The 15,414-nt window shown below is 63.0% G+C and carries 14 protein-coding genes, 1 tRNA gene and 2 pseudogenes; 6 read left to right on the top strand and 11 right to left on the bottom strand.

Annotation, left to right across the window (positions count from 1 at the left end; translation table 11 throughout):
* The 4 genes from C4900_RS06605 to C4900_RS06590 all read left to right on the top strand — a co-directional run bounded on the left by C4900_RS06605 (window position 1) and on the right by C4900_RS06590 (window position 4,582).
* Complete coding sequence (locus C4900_RS06605) at window positions 1–378, top strand: copper resistance CopC family protein (protein WP_065971873.1); 378 nt, start codon at window positions 1–3, stop codon at window positions 376–378.
* Window positions 379–383: 5 nt separating this feature from the next.
* Window positions 384–1,523 carry a copper resistance D family protein gene (locus C4900_RS06600; RefSeq protein WP_114282704.1) on the top strand — a complete coding sequence of 380 codons (1,140 nt, stop codon included), beginning with the start codon at window positions 384–386 and terminating at the stop codon, window positions 1,521–1,523.
* A gap of 766 nt (window positions 1,524–2,289) precedes the next feature.
* Window positions 2,290–4,023, top strand: a complete 1,734-nt coding sequence (gene kdpA, locus C4900_RS06595) for a potassium-transporting ATPase subunit KdpA (RefSeq protein ID WP_176716027.1) — start codon at window positions 2,290–2,292, stop codon at window positions 4,021–4,023.
* Between the two features lie 97 nt (window positions 4,024–4,120).
* Window positions 4,121–4,582 (top strand): glycoside hydrolase family protein, encoded by a 462-nt coding sequence (locus C4900_RS06590; protein ID WP_065971870.1) that lies wholly within the window; start codon window positions 4,121–4,123, stop codon window positions 4,580–4,582.
* Between the two features lie 249 nt (window positions 4,583–4,831).
* Here the strand turns inward: C4900_RS06590 and C4900_RS06585 are convergent, their stop codons facing one another.
* Both C4900_RS06585 and C4900_RS16880 read right to left on the bottom strand, forming a co-directional pair.
* Window positions 4,832–5,323, bottom strand: a complete 492-nt coding sequence (locus tag C4900_RS06585) for an SRPBCC family protein (protein ID WP_065971868.1) — start codon at window positions 5,321–5,323, stop codon at window positions 4,832–4,834.
* Between the two features lie 217 nt (window positions 5,324–5,540).
* Window positions 5,541–5,675, bottom strand: coding sequence for a hypothetical protein (locus tag C4900_RS16880; protein WP_267254356.1), 135 nt, complete (start codon window positions 5,673–5,675; stop codon window positions 5,541–5,543).
* A 178-nt stretch (window positions 5,676–5,853) separates the two neighbouring features.
* Between C4900_RS16880 and C4900_RS17175 the strand changes: the two are divergent.
* Window positions 5,854–6,265: pseudogene (locus C4900_RS17175) on the top strand (transposase); the annotation flags it as partial.
* Window positions 6,266–6,761: 496 nt separating this feature from the next.
* Here the strand turns inward: C4900_RS17175 and C4900_RS06575 are convergent.
* From C4900_RS06575 to C4900_RS06540, 8 genes and pseudogenes are all read right to left on the bottom strand, one after another.
* Complete coding sequence (locus tag C4900_RS06575; protein WP_065971866.1) at window positions 6,762–7,181, bottom strand: hypothetical protein; 420 nt, start codon at window positions 7,179–7,181, stop codon at window positions 6,762–6,764.
* A 151-nt stretch (window positions 7,182–7,332) separates the two neighbouring features.
* Entirely contained in the window at window positions 7,333–8,382 is a 1,050-nt protein-coding gene (locus tag C4900_RS06570) for an HAD-IIIC family phosphatase (protein ID WP_114282702.1), read from the bottom strand.
* 88 nt (window positions 8,383–8,470) lie between these two features.
* A pseudogene (locus C4900_RS17170) lies at window positions 8,471–8,668 on the bottom strand (DUF4214 domain-containing protein); the annotation flags it as partial.
* Window positions 8,669–8,683: 15 nt separating this feature from the next.
* Complete coding sequence (locus C4900_RS06560; RefSeq protein WP_065969562.1) at window positions 8,684–9,130, bottom strand: type II toxin-antitoxin system VapC family toxin; 447 nt, start codon at window positions 9,128–9,130, stop codon at window positions 8,684–8,686.
* Window positions 9,130–9,384 carry a type II toxin-antitoxin system Phd/YefM family antitoxin gene (locus C4900_RS06555; protein ID WP_114282700.1) on the bottom strand — a complete coding sequence of 85 codons (255 nt, stop codon included), beginning with the start codon at window positions 9,382–9,384 and terminating at the stop codon, window positions 9,130–9,132. The genes C4900_RS06560 and C4900_RS06555 overlap by 1 nt, the downstream gene beginning before the upstream one ends.
* 108 nt (window positions 9,385–9,492) lie before the next feature.
* The gene (locus C4900_RS16875) at window positions 9,493–9,621 is read right to left on the bottom strand and encodes a hypothetical protein (protein ID WP_267254353.1); all 129 of its coding nucleotides are present in this window, start codon (window positions 9,619–9,621) and stop codon (window positions 9,493–9,495) included.
* Window positions 9,622–10,103: 482 nt separating this feature from the next.
* Window positions 10,104–10,856 carry a tyrosine-type recombinase/integrase gene (locus C4900_RS06545; protein ID WP_114282699.1) on the bottom strand — a complete coding sequence of 251 codons (753 nt, stop codon included), beginning with the start codon at window positions 10,854–10,856 and terminating at the stop codon, window positions 10,104–10,106.
* A 91-nt stretch (window positions 10,857–10,947) separates the two neighbouring features.
* A tRNA-Glu gene (locus tag C4900_RS06540) sits at window positions 10,948–11,023 on the bottom strand.
* Between the two features lie 482 nt (window positions 11,024–11,505).
* Here C4900_RS06540 and C4900_RS06535 point away from each other — a divergent pair.
* A complete protein-coding gene (locus tag C4900_RS06535; RefSeq protein ID WP_065971646.1) occupies window positions 11,506–13,860 on the top strand; it encodes a glycoside hydrolase family 15 protein in 2,355 nt (784 codons plus the stop codon).
* Window positions 13,861–14,089: 229 nt separating this feature from the next.
* On the opposite strand, the gene C4900_RS06530 is transcribed toward C4900_RS06535, so the two are convergent.
* Window positions 14,090–15,391, bottom strand: a complete 1,302-nt coding sequence (locus C4900_RS06530; RefSeq protein WP_170132442.1) for a cation:proton antiporter — start codon at window positions 15,389–15,391, stop codon at window positions 14,090–14,092.
* Window positions 15,392–15,414: the final 23 nt, after the last annotated feature.

Below are 15,414 nucleotides of genomic sequence, written 5' to 3'. Positions count from 1 at the left end.
ATGACCACCAGACCACCTGTGACACGCGCCGCACTGACCGTACTCCTCACCCTCCTAGTCCCCGTCGCCGCCTACGCGCACGCATTTCCCGATCGATCGCGACCGCGCGTGGGCGCCACTGTGAAGACCGCGCCGCACCATGTGCGCATCTGGTTCGATGCCGGCCTTGAGGCGCTGTTTTGTTCGCTCATCGTGAAAAACGCAGCCGGGCAGGTGGTAAGTCAAGGACGCGGCCATGTCGTCTCCGGGAGCCATGACCGGCTCCTGGAAACGACCGTCAAGCCGCTGGCGCCCGGCAAATACCGCGTCTACTGGAGTGTCGTGGCAGTCGACGGCCATCACACCGAGGGTCATTACATGTTCCGTGTCGGGGGTTAATACCAATGCCGTCCCATCTGCCCTATATCGCCATCAGCGCCTTTGACATCATGGCGCTCGCCGCGGTCATCGGCGCGCTTGCCACCGGTCTATGGATCATCCCCGAGGGGGCCCGCGAGTCCTTCCATCGCCGCCTGTGGCGCCTGACTGGCCTCAGTCTTGTGGCGCTCACCGTGAGCAGCGTCGTGCTGCTCGTTGGGCGCACCCTCGAGATGAGCCGTCAATCGCTCCGCCATGTCGGCCACTGGCTACCCCTGGTCGTGCGCGAGACCTCTTTTGGTCACATCTGGATGGTGCGGCCGGTCATGCTGATCGTGGCCTGGGCGGCATGGTTCATAGGGCGCAGGCCGGCCCGCCATCGCGCCGCCTATGGCCTGCTGCTGGCCGCCGCCGTTATCGCCTTTACGCGTAGCGCGACCGGCCATCCCGCAGACCAGGGACAATGGACGGCGCCTGAATGGGTGGATTTCGTGCACCTCATGGCGGCCTCGGTGTGGGCCGGGGGGCTATTTGCGATGACGGTCGCGATATTCCCGCTTCTACCCAAGGCGCAGCTATCGACACCCGTCCGCCTGGCCCTGGTAGAAAGGCTCTCGTCAGTGGCCGCCATCGCGCTCGCCGCCATTCTCGTAACCGGGGTCCTGTCCGCCTATCACTACCTCGGCGGCTTAGGGCCGTTGTTTCATTCGGCCTACGGACACACACTGCTGGTGAAGCTCGCGCTTGTCGCGATCGCCATAGCCCTGGGCGCCGCCAACCGCTTCGTGTTCGTGCCCCGAATCCGAGCCGCCACACCGGCACCACACAACCTGAGCGCCCCCGCGCACGAGGCCGACGAACGCGCATTCTCCCACCTCGCACGCTCGGTGGCGATCGAAACCGGCTTTCTGGGGGCGGCCCTGGTGGCCGCCGCAGTGCTTTTGCATGGCATGCCGCCCAGCGAGATGGCCCACACGATTGGCGGCACCATGGCGCGCGCCAGTCAGCCGGCAGGGCGTTTAGAATTCACGCGCTTCGAGGACTCACGCGACGCGCCCGTGGCCCCGGCCATTTCCACCATCCGCTATGGCGTTTTGCGCCGCAGCGCATCGCAGCTAAGTGACCGCGACGCACACTGGCCGCGCGTCGATCAAAGGTCCCTGTAAGGCCCTCCTGCCAAACCGCAGGGAATAGCCGCCGGCGCCAGTGAGTTCGCCCTGAGAGGGCTGCTGGCGCCTGGCCGGCCATTTTGCGTCACGGCGGACGACCGACCACAAGCGCGGCCTGAGCCCATCGCTCCGCGACCTCGCCACGCCGACCCCCTTCCTTCTTTCATGGCCACCGCGCCCGGGCGGCGTCCCGCGGGCCTATGATCCCAGCACCGCCCTGGGCATACGCCAACTGATTGTCCCTATTGCGGTTTCCTGCCCGGCACGGATATTGCCACCGAAAGACGACGGCAGGTATCGGGCCGAGCCCAGGGTGATCCCCGCAATGCCGTCATAACGCCCCTCGGTTTATTGAAGGCCGATACCGCTGCGGCTTACGCCCTCTCATGCGGGCTCACAGGCCGCGGTGGTACGCCTAGGGCCAGCGCCACCACGAGACCGGAACCGATCAGGCACAGGAGGATCCTCTGAATAGACACACATCCATTCCCCATAGGACCAAGCACCCTTACCGCGATCCACGGGGCCCAAGCCCGATTCACCGGGCCCCGTCACGAGCGCGCGCTGCGGGCGGCCCACGAACACAGGCCCCCGACACACACCGGGCCATGAAAGCAGCGCAGGTTTCGCTTGGCCATCGCGGAATTCAATCGCGGCGCATGATCCCCCACAGGGCCGCACGCACGGGTCTTGCTGTCCAGGAGACCCGTCGACTCCACCCGCCGGTCGCCGTCGCTGTCCAGACCCCGAGGGCTCCGGCATGATGTCCGCCCTGGAAAGCACCAGCGCCGTCTTGCTCGTCGCCCTCATCCTGGCCGTTCCACTCGGGCGCTACATGGCACGCGTCTATGCCGGCGAGTCGTTTTTTGTGACCCGATGGCTCGGTCCGGTCGAGCGCGGGCTCTACCGCCTCTGCGGCATACCCCCCGACGATGAGATGGATTGGAAACGCTACGCCTTTGCGCTCATCGTCTTTAGCCTCCTGAGTACCACATTTCTCTATGCCCTCCTGCTCGTACAGCAGGGCCTACCCTTGAACCCGGAACACCTCCCCGATCTTTCGGCGGCGTTGTCCTTCAATACCGCCGCAAGTTTCCTCACGGCCACGGACTGGCAGGCCTACGCCGGGGAATCGACCATGAGCTATCTCTCGCAGATGCTGGGGCTCGGGGCACAGATGTTCCTGGCCCCGGCCGAGGGTCTTGCCATCGCACTGATGATCATCCGCGGCCTTGTCGGGGTTCGCACCGGGACCCTGGGGAATTTCTGGGTCGACATGACCCGCAGCATGCTCTACATTCTGTTACCGCTGTCTATCCTCTTTGCGCTCGTCCTGATAGCGCAAGGGGTACCACAGACACTAAGCCCCTACGCGCACGCCCACCTCATCGCTGCCTTCCGGCACGACCATAGGGAGATCACGCATCAGACTATCGCGCTTGGGCCGGTGGCATCGCAAGAAGCAATCAAGATGCTCGGCAATAACGGTGGTGGTTTTTTCAACGTGAGTTCGGCGCACCCCTTTGAGAATCCCACCGCATTTACGAACTTTCTGCAGATGGTGGCCATGATCCTGATCCCCGCGGCCGTCGTCATCATGTTTGGCCATATGGTTCGTGATCGCCGGCAAGGCGCGCTCATTATGGGGGTGATGCTGGCATTGTTTTTGCCGCTTGCGCTCGTAAGTCAGCATTTCGAGCTTTTGGGCAACCCTGCCCTTCATCGCCTCACCATCACCGCCGCCAATCATGCCGCGGACGCCGGCGGCGGCAATATGGTGGGCGTCGAAGATCGGTTTGGGGTCGCCAATTCCGCGCTCTTTGGCAGTCTCGCCACGGCCACCTCGACAGGTACCGGCAACAGCGCCTTCGACTCGTTCATGCCAATCTCGGGCCTCGTCAATCTCTTCTTCATGCAGCTCGGCGAGATCGTGTTCGGTGGCGTGGGCACGGGGCTTGCCACAATCCTTGCGTTCCTGATATTCGCGGTCTTTCTGGGCGGGCTCATGATCGGACGCACACCCGAATATCTCGGCAAGAAGATCGAATCCTTTGAGATCACCATGGCCTCGCTCGCGATCCTGGTGATGCCGCTCTTGGTGCTGGTCGGGACCGCCGTTGCGGTATCGCTCGCAGCCGGCCGCGCCGGCACCTTCAATCCCGGACCCCAGGGTTTCAGCGAGATCCTCTACGCCTTCACTAGCGCCTCCAGCAATAACGGAAGCGCGTTCGCCGGATTGAACGCCGACACCGGCTTTTATAATACGGCGCTCGGCCTATGCATCCTTGTCGGTCGCTATGGAAGCTATCTGCCACTCATGGCCATGGCGGCCTCATTGGCTCGCAAGCCGCGTGTCCCTCAGAGCCCGGGCACGCTCGCGACGCACGGACTGCTGTTTGGGACCCTTGTCATCGGTGTCATCCTGCTCGTGGGGGCCCTTAACTTCTTCCCGGCCTTGGCCCTTGGCCCCATAGTCGAACAGCTGACCCCCGCCTAGCCGCTAAGGGCCATGGCGGGGCTCGAAGGCCTGCGATATCGCTGGCATCATGCGAGCGGATACGCCCGTAACCGACGCGAAGCCTGGAGGACGGTGAATGACTGATAGCGATGTGCCAGAGGAGTTGATCGCGCAACTCCAACAAGACGAGGGTCTGCGCCTGACCGCCTATCAGGACGTGTTCGGGCACTGGACCATCGGCTATGGCCACACGCCATCGCGCCCCGGCATGATCTGGACGCACGATCAGGCGCTCGCGATGCTGCGCGCCGATTGCGCGGCCGCCTTGCGCGACGTGGATCGGGTCTTACCGTGGGCCAGGAGGCTCGGCCCTGTGCGCCACGCGGTATTCGTCAATATGGCCTTCAACATGGGTATAGGGCGCCTGAACGGCTTTCATCGGGCCCTGGCGGCGGCCCGTCGTGGCGACCACGAGGCCTGCGCCCACCAGATGCTGGACAGCCTATGGGCCCAACAGGTCGGGGATCGCGCGCACCGACTGGCGCGTCAGATGCGCACGAATGAATGGGTACTGGCGCAGCCGCTGCCCAGGCCTTAAACGCCGGCATCACCCCGCGCCTTCACCCGGCGCCACGTCACCGGCGGTCCATGGGGCGAAAGAGATCCGACGCACGACGGGCCGACGCGCCCGTCTCGCCGGCCGGTACGGGCCCACGCACGCCATTATGCGATCGAACACACGCCGCCGGGACAACGGGGCGACCGGAAAAGCGCGCGGCCACCGCGCTCCCCCGCATGATGGCAAGCCCCGCCTGCGCGCCCGTAATCCCCGCCCAGACCGCAGCCCTCAACGACGACCATGCTCTCCCGGGTAGGTGGCGATATATTGCATGATGTTATTCATCTGGTACTCCCACGCGCGACTATTCATGCCAAATGCCTCCACGCGGCGATGCGGGGGCACATGATCAAATCCACACTCCACAACCGTGAGCAGGGTGCCATTTCGCGGGGCATCCGTGAGCGTGAAAGTCACGAGCGTCTTCTGCTCCTGCGCGTAGTCCACGGTGGGATCAACGGCGTAGGGATGCCAGCGAAAAGAGAACAGATCCATCGGCTCGATGCGCTCCACGACTACGTCGAACTTCATGTGCTCGTATCCGGGGTAGATGGTCTGGCCCCGCGTTTGCTGCCCTACCACGAAGGCCTGGCCCTTCAGGTCGACGCCAAACCAGCGCCCGAACTCCTCCGCGCTCGTAAGCGCGCGCCATACCCGCCCGCGCGAGGCCTGGATGGCCGTACTACGCTCGATGCCGTCGGAGTATTCGGTGTTATCCATGATCAATCGGTTCCTTCAGTGTCAGTATGTAGCCGGATTCGATAAACGTGAAGGGTGCCCCCACGGCCGCTGTCGGACAACCCTTGGAAGGTGCCCCCAAGCACCACCCTCCGCGGCAACGCCTATCGTAACACTTCAGGGCGAGATACGAGATCGACGCGATGCCCACTCCGGTTGCCTCGTTCACCCGATCGACCTATCCATGGCTTACGCGATATCAGTGCGAAGCCAGGTATGGGACGGTGGGGCTAATGGAGCGGATACCGATGACCGCCTGTTCAGCGATCTGCTCACCTTGACGAAAATCCTTCATGCGCGCAATCTGCGGCTCGACTGCCTCGTCACCCCCCATCAGATGCAGCCCATCCTCTCTCTGTGGGGTACGGTCTCCCCACCCTAAAACCCGAGATCTCTCCCGCGCTCCGCTAGGCGGCGATTCGTCCGCACGAAACGCGGGAGAGTCTCCCTTGTCGCACCTTAAATAGGTCGGGACGCTGGGCCGAAATTAGAGCGGTACGTAACACATACAGCTCGTGACGGCCCTCACCGTGGTCGCTGAGATCGGCGATCTCACGCGCTTTACCTCGCCCCGGCAGCTCATGAGCACTCTGGGGCTCGTGCCCTCCGAATCCTCGAGCGGCGCCACCACCCGCCGCGGCGGACACCTAAGACCGGCAATGGGCACGTCCGGCGGGTGCTCACCGAGGCCGCCTGGTGCTACCGCTTCCCGGCGCGCAAGACCGCGCATCTGCAACGGCGGGCCAAGAACACCAGCGATCCCGTGCAGGCCATCGCCTGGAAGGCCCAAAAGCGGCTCTGCGGCCGTTACCAGCACCTGATCCGCGCCGGCAAGACAAGGTGCAGGTGTGCACGGCCATTGCCCGTGAGCTCACAGGCTTCCTGTGGGCCGTGGCCTGTGCCGTCCAGACGGAGACCCAGTAACCAACATAGCGCATAAGACTTCGAGTATACTATAATTGTCAGTGTGACTGGTAAACTATTAACCATGAGACGTGAGTCTTTATATCAAGGCAGGAGTGGCCCGGTGGGAGAATCCTCGGCCCCCCTATGAGGCGCCGATTCAACCCGGTGACCCTCGATTATAGAGCGAGGCAGCTCCACGACGAAGCGAAGTCAGGCGGTATCCAACCCGCGTATATCAGAGTGATCGACCGTCGTTAACAGCCGCTCGTGCCTTGACTCAAAGACTTACGGACAAAAGGAGCGAAAAGACAAAAGAAAACCCCATACCAGTAGTTGACAGGTCAATACATATCAGGGGTGTGCGAGGCTTCGTACAACATGAAGGGAATACTAAAGCACCGTCATCCTCGTGTCCAGCAATCTTTTTTGGGTGGGCCTGATAACCGCCCCGCTCCTAACTCAAAGCTTCAACTGACTCAAGACGGGTTGGCCGATTATTTACACTGAAGGCGCTTTAAATCCTTGATAGCACAGTCAATTCCACGGTCCACGCGTCACTCTTTGCAAGATCGCCGCCGCCGGCCGCAGACAATCGGTAAATACCGGAAACTCCAGGGGAAAAGGCCGTTGACACGTCCCTCTTTGCAAGATGGCGAGCGGCGTCCCGGCGGGCCTGTTGGGCGCGATTGGCGTTCGTATAGTGCGTATGGGTGGCGCGATAGACCCGCCAGTAGTCGGGGTGGCGGATGCGCCAGGCCTCCTGGGCGCGCGCCTGGTTCTCGCGGTAGTCGGGGTCGGTGCGGCGCTTGGCTCTTTGCCAGCGCTTACGGCGCACGCGTTGGCAGGCACGCGCCGCACAATAGCGTTGGCCGCGGACTTGCGCGCGCCCCCGAAAGAGTCGCCGACAGCCGGCGCATCGCTGCATGGTCGACATCGTGGTCCCCTCCCTTGCCCCGGAATCCCGATTGCGAGAATGCCGCGAACCGGCGGGAGGTCAATGCGCGATGCTTTAAGGATGACCCAAGGGATGGCAGCGAATGCGGACCTGCCGTGACCTCAAGGGGGCGATTGTGGGGTGGGTCCGTTTATTGGGTGGGTCCGTTACCATGAGCAAAGGTGGGTTCGTTCGCGTGAGCGTCAAGGATAAACAAGGCATGATCAGGTAGAATGTTCGCGGTGCGCAGAATCTGGGCAATGTTTTGGGATTTGGGCTGCCAGTTGATCCGCACGGAGCAAAAATCTTCAAGACGCAAGCGCTGACCCCACAGCTGTCGGAACCTTTCGCAAGTCGGTCCCTCCTCGTTCTTGCTGCATATCGCCAGCAGAATGCCGCGCTGTTTACAGGCCAGCAGGGCCTCGGCATAGCCCAACGGCCAGCCTTCGGTATGCTGCCAGGGGATGATCTCGTCCTCTTCTGCCAACACGCCCCGCCACAGGGTATTATCCAGGTCGGTGATGATCAGTTTGACGGGGTCCTCCGCGCGCAATACCCGCACGGCGCCATCCAGGCGCTCCAGAATATCCCGCGCTATCCATTCGCCCTGCACACTCAATGGCGATAAACCGTTATGGGTGTAGTGGGATAGATAGCCGTCGTACACGCTAGCGTCGCCGTAATAGCGGCAGATATCGTTAATTTCCAGATAATGGCCCTGCGGCAACGCGGACAGATGATCCTCCAGGGCATCGTTCAGACTTCGGACAAGGCGATACAAAGAACCATGACGATTACGCCCCAGCACCCCTTCCACCTGCGCAGGAGGCTCCAGTAAGGACACGAAGAACACAGGTAACCCTGGGGGAATGGCGGCTAATATATGGTCCACCACCTGCCGCAAGTTGAGGACCGCCTGCGCCTGAATCTGCCCCATATTCCGCTCTGGGCGCAGATAAAAAAGATCACCATCGCCCTCTTCTACGGACATACTGAGGAGGGTGCGCAGGGTGAGATTGACGAGAACCGCATCAAAGGCCTCGGCAACTATCTGCCGATCGACTTCCTGCAAGCCTGAATCCATGAGGAAATGCCGTATGGGCCAGCCCCCATCCAGGGCCACCTGCAGCAAGCTCTCCGCAAGGCAGGTACCGAGCAGCGCGGTACGCGGTTTTTTGTGCCGGACATCGGCGCAGTTCATCAGGCAGTAAGGGGGGCTGCTCCGGGCGCAAAATCGCCTTCAGGAGATCGCGGCGTTTTTGATGCTGGGCGTACCGGCGAGCCTCCGGCGAGCGCTTGAAGTCCCGCAGCACCCGAGGTCGCGTCCAGCCGTGCTGCAATAAGCGCAGGTAATACGCCTTCCCGTGGCCATCGGCGACTCGACCGAGGTGACGCTGATAGAGCGCTTCTACAAAGTCGGCATCCGAGAGCGCAATCAGGGCGGGCTCTAATCGCGTCGCGAAAGGCCAGCGGGGTTTTAGAGGCATTTGCAACAAACCCAATTATTTGTCTTTATGTTTATTTACCACGGGCGCATCCCATGGGTTCAATAGAGGAACGCCGGTTGGCGCAAAGTCGGCCATATTCCGAGTAACGACCGTCATGCCATACACCAATGCGGTGGCGGCGATCAGCGCGTCCCTATCAGAACAAGGATCGGGCACATGCAGGCGGGCACAGCGCAGCGCCACACGCGTGTCGATTGAAAAGGTGCGTTCCGAGAATTCCGGTAGGACATAACCATCCATCCAGGATCGGAGCATCGCTCCTTGGGCCGCATCGCGCCGCTCAATCCGCAAAATGCCGAGCTCGAGCTCCATGATCGTAACAGTGGAGAGATAAAAGGCCGCGGCATCCACGCTGGAAAGCCAGGCTACGACCCGACCGTCCGCCTTGCCATCGCCAGCCTTGCGCAACTCGGAAATAACATTGGTGTCCAATAAGAACATCACGCAAAATCAACTGAACGCGTGAGATCCCGCAATCGGGGAAATTCCACATCGATATCCGAGAGGCCCGGCATGGACAGGGCTTCGATGATGTTCCGGTGTCGGCCTGTGAGCCGTTGATATTCCTCAATGCTGAGGAGCACATGGGCAGGTTTCCCCCGGTCCGTGATAAACACGGGCCCCACAGCCGCGGCCTTCTTGGCGCGACCAGTATCTTGATTGAACTCACGGCTAGTCAAGGTTGTGATGGCCATGGTGGTACCCCAGATATCTCATGACAAACTAACACGTATAAACGTTACTACAAAGCACCGTTTTTCGTCAAGTTCGGCACTACCAGGCAAAAGACTCAACAGGCTCGATCACATCTGCTCATAGGCGGAGATGGCTTCGTCCACCGAATCAAAAAAGTGCAGCTTGCCGTGTTGCAAAAAGGCCGCGTGATCACAGTTGTTACGGATGATATCCAGGTGGTGCGACACCAATACCATCGCCTTGTTCTCCCTCCTCCGCAGTTCCTCTTCACACTTGCGATTAAAGCCGTGGGTGATGCGGCAATACAACGATCACCGGCGGCTGGTTGGCGGCCGTGGCGCTAATCCGCGGCGCTTGGGCGGTCGCCTTGGCAGTGATCGAGGGCTATGGCGGCGGCCATCGATTTGCCTGTGCCGCCATTGTCCCCGTGGGAGATAAAAAGTTTCAGTCTGTCGGTCATGATGTGCTCCTATGTGAGTGTGTGTCTCCCCTACGAGAGGGGAGGAAATGTGTCAAAAATCTAACCCGTCCTCCCGGACTTTTTCCCCGGGTGCCAGTCGCCGCCCCGAAGGGTGGTAGCCGGGCGCAACGGTCGCCGGGGTTCCCGTTGCCGTTGTCCGGGGCTTGGTGGCGGTCCCGGTTGCGGCTGGTGCAGGGGCATCGATCGGCTTCAGTTTTTTCTCGGCGACCTGCCGGGCAATCCGGTTGTACGCTTCGGCTAATGCCGGACCGGCACCCCCAGCGCCGCCGTGGAGAGCGGCACCCGCCGGGGCGTCCCGTTTTTCGTTTCCGGAATCAGGAGCACCCGGGCCTTGCGGTCTAGGTGTTCCCAGCGCATGGCGGCAATCTCCCCGCGGCGCATCGCGGTCTCGATGGCCCAGGTGATGATCGGGCCGATATGGCCCGCCATCTGGGGGGCCGAGCCGCCATAGGTCTGCGCGGCGGCCAGGAGGCGCGGCAGTTCGTCGCCGACCAGACGGCGGTCTCTCTTGTCGTTCACGCGCGGGCGGCTCAGCAATCGTACCGGGTTGCCCCACGGCAGGTGGATGTGCCATTCCTGCGCGGCGACCGTAAAGACGTGGGAGAGGACATTCAGTTCGCGGTTCAGAGTGGACCCCGCCACCACCGCGAGGCGTCGATTCTTGTAGGCCGTCAACTCCCGGCCGGTGATCCGCGCGGCAAAGCAGCGGGCGATAGGATCTTGGCCGATCACCTTTAGATGGGACCGCTCCATTGCGGCCCCACGCTTTTGTGGGGTGATCTCGTTCTCATACCGGTCGAGGAGTTCGGCAAGCGTAGTGGACTCCGCCTCGGCCCGCGAGACAAAGACGCCGCGATCCATTTCATTTTCGATTTGCTTGGCCCAGGTTTCCGCTTGGCCTTTCAGGTCAAACGTGCGGGTCTGGGTGGGGTAACCCTTGCGTTTAATGATGGCGCGCCAAGACCCCGACCGCTTTTGAAAGCATGCCATGACAGCCCTCCCGTTTTGGTATCTGAAGTTACCATCAGGTTACCAAATGGGGTTATTTTCGGGAGGGTTTTCTGTAAGTTGTTGATTTTATTGGCGTCCCCAAGGGGATTCGAACCCCTGTTACCGCCGTGAAAGGGCGATGTCCTAGGCCTCTAGACGATGGGGACTACTTTAATGCTCTGCGCCTCGACCCTGCTCGCGGTGGCGCCTGCGATGGGCATGGAAGGCTCGCTACTCTAAGAGTAACCCTGCGCAAAATCAAGCTCCAAGCGACCCGCCGATACCTCTCACGAAAAACCGCCACGACCGGCCCGGTCCCCCAGCACCAAAACCCCGACACCCCGGCCGACACCACAAGGCGTAATGGGCCACGCGCCACCTCCGGGCACGCGGTAGTCTCGGGTCGGGTGCGCGGCCATCGCCTGACCCCGCTCAGGCCCCAGCGACACGACTGCGTCTTTTCTTGCCTCGCCGGCGGACGATCGAGGCCATCATGCCGGCAGCGGGTCCATCCGCATTCCCGACCTGGTCCCGGACGTCTAGACTAGGGCCTTGGACAGCCACATGAGGGGGGTTTGGTGGACACGATAGGGCCGACACGCGCATTCCGGTGCGCACCGCAACAAGCCCCGCGCGCACGGATCGACGCATGAGGACCATACGCGCCCCTGTCGCGCTCTGGCGCCGTCCGGTGTGGTCTACGGGTCGCAAGGACTGCGTGGGTACAGCGCTTGGTTACAGCCGGCTCTGGTTTACTATCGGTCACGGCATTGTCACCGAGGTCTTTTATCCGCGCATCGATATCCCGCAGATTCGCGACCTCGGGTTCCTGATCGCAGACGGGCGCGGTTTCTGGCAGGAGATCAAGGCCTTGCCCGACTGCGTACTAGAACTCGAGGATACGCACGTCCCCTTGCCGCGCCTGCGTCACCACCACGAACGCTTCGAATTCACCCTTCATGTCTGCGCCGATCCCGACCGCGATGTCCTTTTGATCGATTTCGCGCTCACTGGGAACGCCGGGCTGCGCCCCTACCTGCTGTGCGCCCCGCGTCTCGGTGAGGACGCGCACGCCAATCGCGCGTGGGTCGGCGCGTGGGAGGGGCGGCGCGTATTGTGGGCCGAACAAGGGCCCTTTGGATTGGCGATCCACTGCCGTGATGCCGATGGCTATGCGGCGCTTGATACCTGCTCGGTGGGCGAAGTCGGCGCGAGCGACCTCTGGCAGGACTTTCATCTCAATGGCCGCATGACCTGGGGATATACGGAGGCCGGGCCCGGACAGGTTGCGCTCGGCGGCGCCCTGCCGCCCCGTGGCACACTCGCCCTCGGGCTTGGCAGTAGCAAGGAGGCCGCCGCGACCAACGCGTGGTCGGCGCTTGCCGAGGGATTTCCGCGCGCCGCCCGAGAATACGCTGCGCGCTGGCACGCATGGCACGCGGCCCGCGTCTGCCCCCAGGACATCGGCGCACGACTCCCATCCGGCATCGCCGAGCTCTATGCGCGCTCGGCTACGGTGATCAAGGTCCACGAGGATCACACCTTCCCGGGGGCGTTGGTGGCGAGCCTCTCGGTGCCATGGGGCGAGACCAGCGACACCCTGGGCGGCTACCATCTCGTATGGTCCCGCGACTTGGTCGAGAGCGCGGGCGCGCTCCTCGCCCTCGGTGCGCACAAGGAGGCCCGTCAGATCCTCGCCTATCTGATCGGGACACAGCAGGCCGACGGTCACTGGCTGCAAAACCAGTGGCTCGGGGGCAAACCCTTCTGGAATGGCGTACAGCTCGATGAGGCGGGCTTTCCGGTGCTGCTGGCAAGCGCCCTCAAGGCGCATGGGGCCTTGGGCGACATGGCGGTCACCGACATGGTCTTCCGTGCGCTCTCCTTCATCGTCTGCGAAGGCCCGGTCACCGCCCAAGATCGCTGGGAGGAAGACGCCGGCATCAACGCCTTCACGCTGGCCGTGATGATCGCCGCGCTGGTCGAAGGGGCGGCGTTTCTTGACGGTCGCGCCCAAGCGTGCGCACTCATGTTCGCCGACTACTGGAATGCGCGCATCGAGGCCTGGACCTATGCCGTGGGCGATCCATTGTCCCAGCAGTTCCAGGTTCCCGGCCACTACATCCGCGTGGCCCCGCCCGACATCCTCACCGACCGCGACGCCGACCGCGAGGTGCTGCCCATCAAAAACCGCGCCGACGACCCGCAACTCGCCGCCTGCTGCCAGGTATCCAACGATTTCCTGCAACTCGTGCGCTATGGTCTGCGCGACGCCCACGATCCGCGCATCCTGGCCTCCGTGGCCGTCATGGACGGTCTTTTGAAGACCGAGACACCAAGCGGGCCCGTCTGGCACCGCTACAATGGCGACGGCTATGGGGAACACGCCGATGGCCGGCCCTTCGACGGCACCGGCATCGGCCGGGGCTGGCCCTTGCTCACCGGCGAACGCGGCCATTATGCGATCGCCGCCGGCGAGGACGCGCTCCCCTACCTGCGGGCGATGGCCGCGATGACCGGACAAGGAGGTCTGCTGCCGGAGCAGGTATGGGACAGCGCCCCGATCCCGGAGTACGATCTCACCCCGGGACACCCGAGCGGATCGGCCATGCCGCTCGTGTGGGCACACGGCGAATTCGTGAAGCTCTGCCACAGCCACGTGCTTGGCGTCCCGGTCGATCGCCCGGTGGCGACCTGGAGACGCTATCGGGGCGTGCGCCCCACACCTGGGTTCTGCATCTGGCAGTTCCACCAGCGCCCCCAGTACCTGCGTGTCGGCGAGGAACTGCGCATTGCGCTCGCCGCACCCTTTACCGTCCACTGGGGTCAGGACGGCTGGCAGGCAGTGCGCGACACGCCGTCCGAGGACTGGGGGCTTTTGCATGTCGCCATCCTAACGCGCGAGGCGTTACGCACCGCAAACACCGTGCAGTTCACCCTGCGCTGGCAGACCGGGGATTGGGTGGGTCAGGACTTTCACATCGATATCAGAAGGGGCCCCTGATACCCCCCCCTGTCTCGTGGATCGGGGCGCACGCACCACCAGCGCAAGCGAGGGTCTTGGCCCCGCCATCGCCCATACCCGGGGAGAGACCGGCGCCACGGTCACCCTCCCTGACCGCGGCGGCCCGACGCGGGCGTGGTGGCGGCCATAAAGGGCACCGGCGTCGCGCGACCTTTCGCGAGACATAGCCGCATCCCGGGTATCCTTAGGACACACCGCCCGGCCCCACCTAGGCGTCTATGTCTCTTGGGATCACATGGCCAAGCCGCGGCAAGGACACGCGTAACGCAGGCCCTGTGGTCATCGTGGTCACGATCGCCATGACCACGAGCAGCGTATAGACGATATGCGGTATGAATCCGGCGCTGTACCCGATATTGATGACGATCAGTTCCATGAGCCCGCGGGTATTCATCAGCGCCCCCATGACCAGCGCGCTCATGGCGTCGAGTCCCCCGAGGCGCGCACCGGCATAGGCCCCGGCGCCCTTGCCCACCGTGGCGGCGAGCACAATGACCCCGCACCATAGCCACAGCATGCCATTGTCGATGCCGCCGAGATCGGCACGCAGACCGGCGTAGGTAAAAAAGATCGGCAGGAAGAACACGAAGATGAAATCGCCGACCGTTTGCTGAAACCGGGTCACGAACTCGGTGTTGGCGTTGACGATCACGCCCATCACGAAACCGCCGAAGATGGTAAATATACCGATCTCGTAGGTCATCATGCCCGATATGAACACCAAAAGCAGCGTCGCCGCCAGCACATCCGGCGGCAGCCCCGGCCCCTCGGGCCACGACAGGCGCGCCAGCATGCGGTGCACGAGCGGTTTCACCACCGCCAAGGCCACGGCGAGATAAAGCCCGAGAAACGCAAGGCGCCAGGCCATGGCCGCCGCCGAGAACCGCGCGCTCGCAAATGCCGCCACCGCCAGCAGCAAGAGCCAACCGGCCACGTCATTGGCGGCCGCGGCGCTGATGGCGATCGCCCCTAGGCGGGTGCGCGCCAGACCGTACTCCACCAGGATCCGGCCGAGCACGGGCACGGCGGTAATGGCAAACGCGGTGCCGATAAAAAGGCTATAGGGGACGACCGGGATCCCGCGCGCCAGATAGGGCTGGGAGGCGATTCCCAGGACCACGCCTAGCACAAACGGCAGGGCGATCGAGCCCGCCGCCGTGGCCGCCGCCGCGCGCCCGTTCGCCGCCTCCTTGAGGTGTGAGAAATCAAAGCCCATGCCGATTTGAAACATGAGCAAGGTAAGCCCGATCTGGCTCATGATCACAAGCGGCAGGGGCGTAATGCGCGCAAAGACATAATGAAACAATCCGGGATCGAGGCGCCCGAACAGGGAGGGACCGAGCAGCACGCCGGCGATGATCTCGCCCACCGAGCGCGGCTGGCCCACCTTTCTCGCAAGCCACCCCAGCGCCCGCGCCAAGGCGATGATCGCCACCAGCTGCAGCAGCACGAAATACAGCACCCGCTCGGGCGATTGCGCAAGGCCGCCCAGATCTCCGCTCGCCATCATCCCCATTCCGCAACGGCCCCGCG

Source organism: Acidiferrobacter thiooxydans (assembly GCF_003333315.1).
Classification (GTDB): Bacteria; Pseudomonadota; Gammaproteobacteria; order Acidiferrobacterales; family Acidiferrobacteraceae; genus Acidiferrobacter; species Acidiferrobacter thiooxydans.
The sequence above is the reverse complement of the archived record's forward strand: the minus strand, read 5'-3'. Positions and strand labels throughout refer to the sequence as shown.

What these genes read in the sequence shown, in the direction of transcription:
- kdpA (WP_176716027.1), top strand. Translation starts at nt 2,290, where the DNA reads ATGTCCGCCCTGGAAAGCACCAGCGCCGTCTTGCTCGTCGCCCTCATC.
- C4900_RS06555 (WP_114282700.1), bottom strand. Translation starts at nt 9,384, where the DNA reads ATGGCCATCACAACCTTGACTAGCCGTGAGTTCAATCAAGATACTGGT.
- C4900_RS06535 (WP_065971646.1), top strand. Translation starts at nt 11,506, where the DNA reads ATGAGGACCATACGCGCCCCTGTCGCGCTCTGGCGCCGTCCGGTGTGG.
- C4900_RS06570 (WP_114282702.1), bottom strand. Translation starts at nt 8,382, where the DNA reads ATGAACTGCGCCGATGTCCGGCACAAAAAACCGCGTACCGCGCTGCTC.
- C4900_RS06560 (WP_065969562.1), bottom strand. Translation starts at nt 9,130, where the DNA reads ATGTTCTTATTGGACACCAATGTTATTTCCGAGTTGCGCAAGGCTGGC.
- C4900_RS06600 (WP_114282704.1), top strand. Translation starts at nt 384, where the DNA reads ATGCCGTCCCATCTGCCCTATATCGCCATCAGCGCCTTTGACATCATG.
- C4900_RS06575 (WP_065971866.1), bottom strand. Translation starts at nt 7,181, where the DNA reads ATGTCGACCATGCAGCGATGCGCCGGCTGTCGGCGACTCTTTCGGGGG.
- C4900_RS06585 (WP_065971868.1), bottom strand. Translation starts at nt 5,323, where the DNA reads ATGGATAACACCGAATACTCCGACGGCATCGAGCGTAGTACGGCCATC.
- C4900_RS16880 (WP_267254356.1), bottom strand. Translation starts at nt 5,675, where the DNA reads ATGGGGGGTGACGAGGCAGTCGAGCCGCAGATTGCGCGCATGAAGGAT.
- C4900_RS16875 (WP_267254353.1), bottom strand. Translation starts at nt 9,621, where the DNA reads ATGGTATTGGTGTCGCACCACCTGGATATCATCCGTAACAACTGTGAT.
- C4900_RS06545 (WP_114282699.1), bottom strand. Translation starts at nt 10,856, where the DNA reads ATGGCATGCTTTCAAAAGCGGTCGGGGTCTTGGCGCGCCATCATTAAA.
- C4900_RS06590 (WP_065971870.1), top strand. Translation starts at nt 4,121, where the DNA reads ATGACTGATAGCGATGTGCCAGAGGAGTTGATCGCGCAACTCCAACAA.
- C4900_RS06605 (WP_065971873.1), top strand. Translation starts at nt 1, where the DNA reads ATGACCACCAGACCACCTGTGACACGCGCCGCACTGACCGTACTCCTC.
- C4900_RS06530 (WP_170132442.1), bottom strand. Translation starts at nt 15,391, where the DNA reads ATGATGGCGAGCGGAGATCTGGGCGGCCTTGCGCAATCGCCCGAGCGG.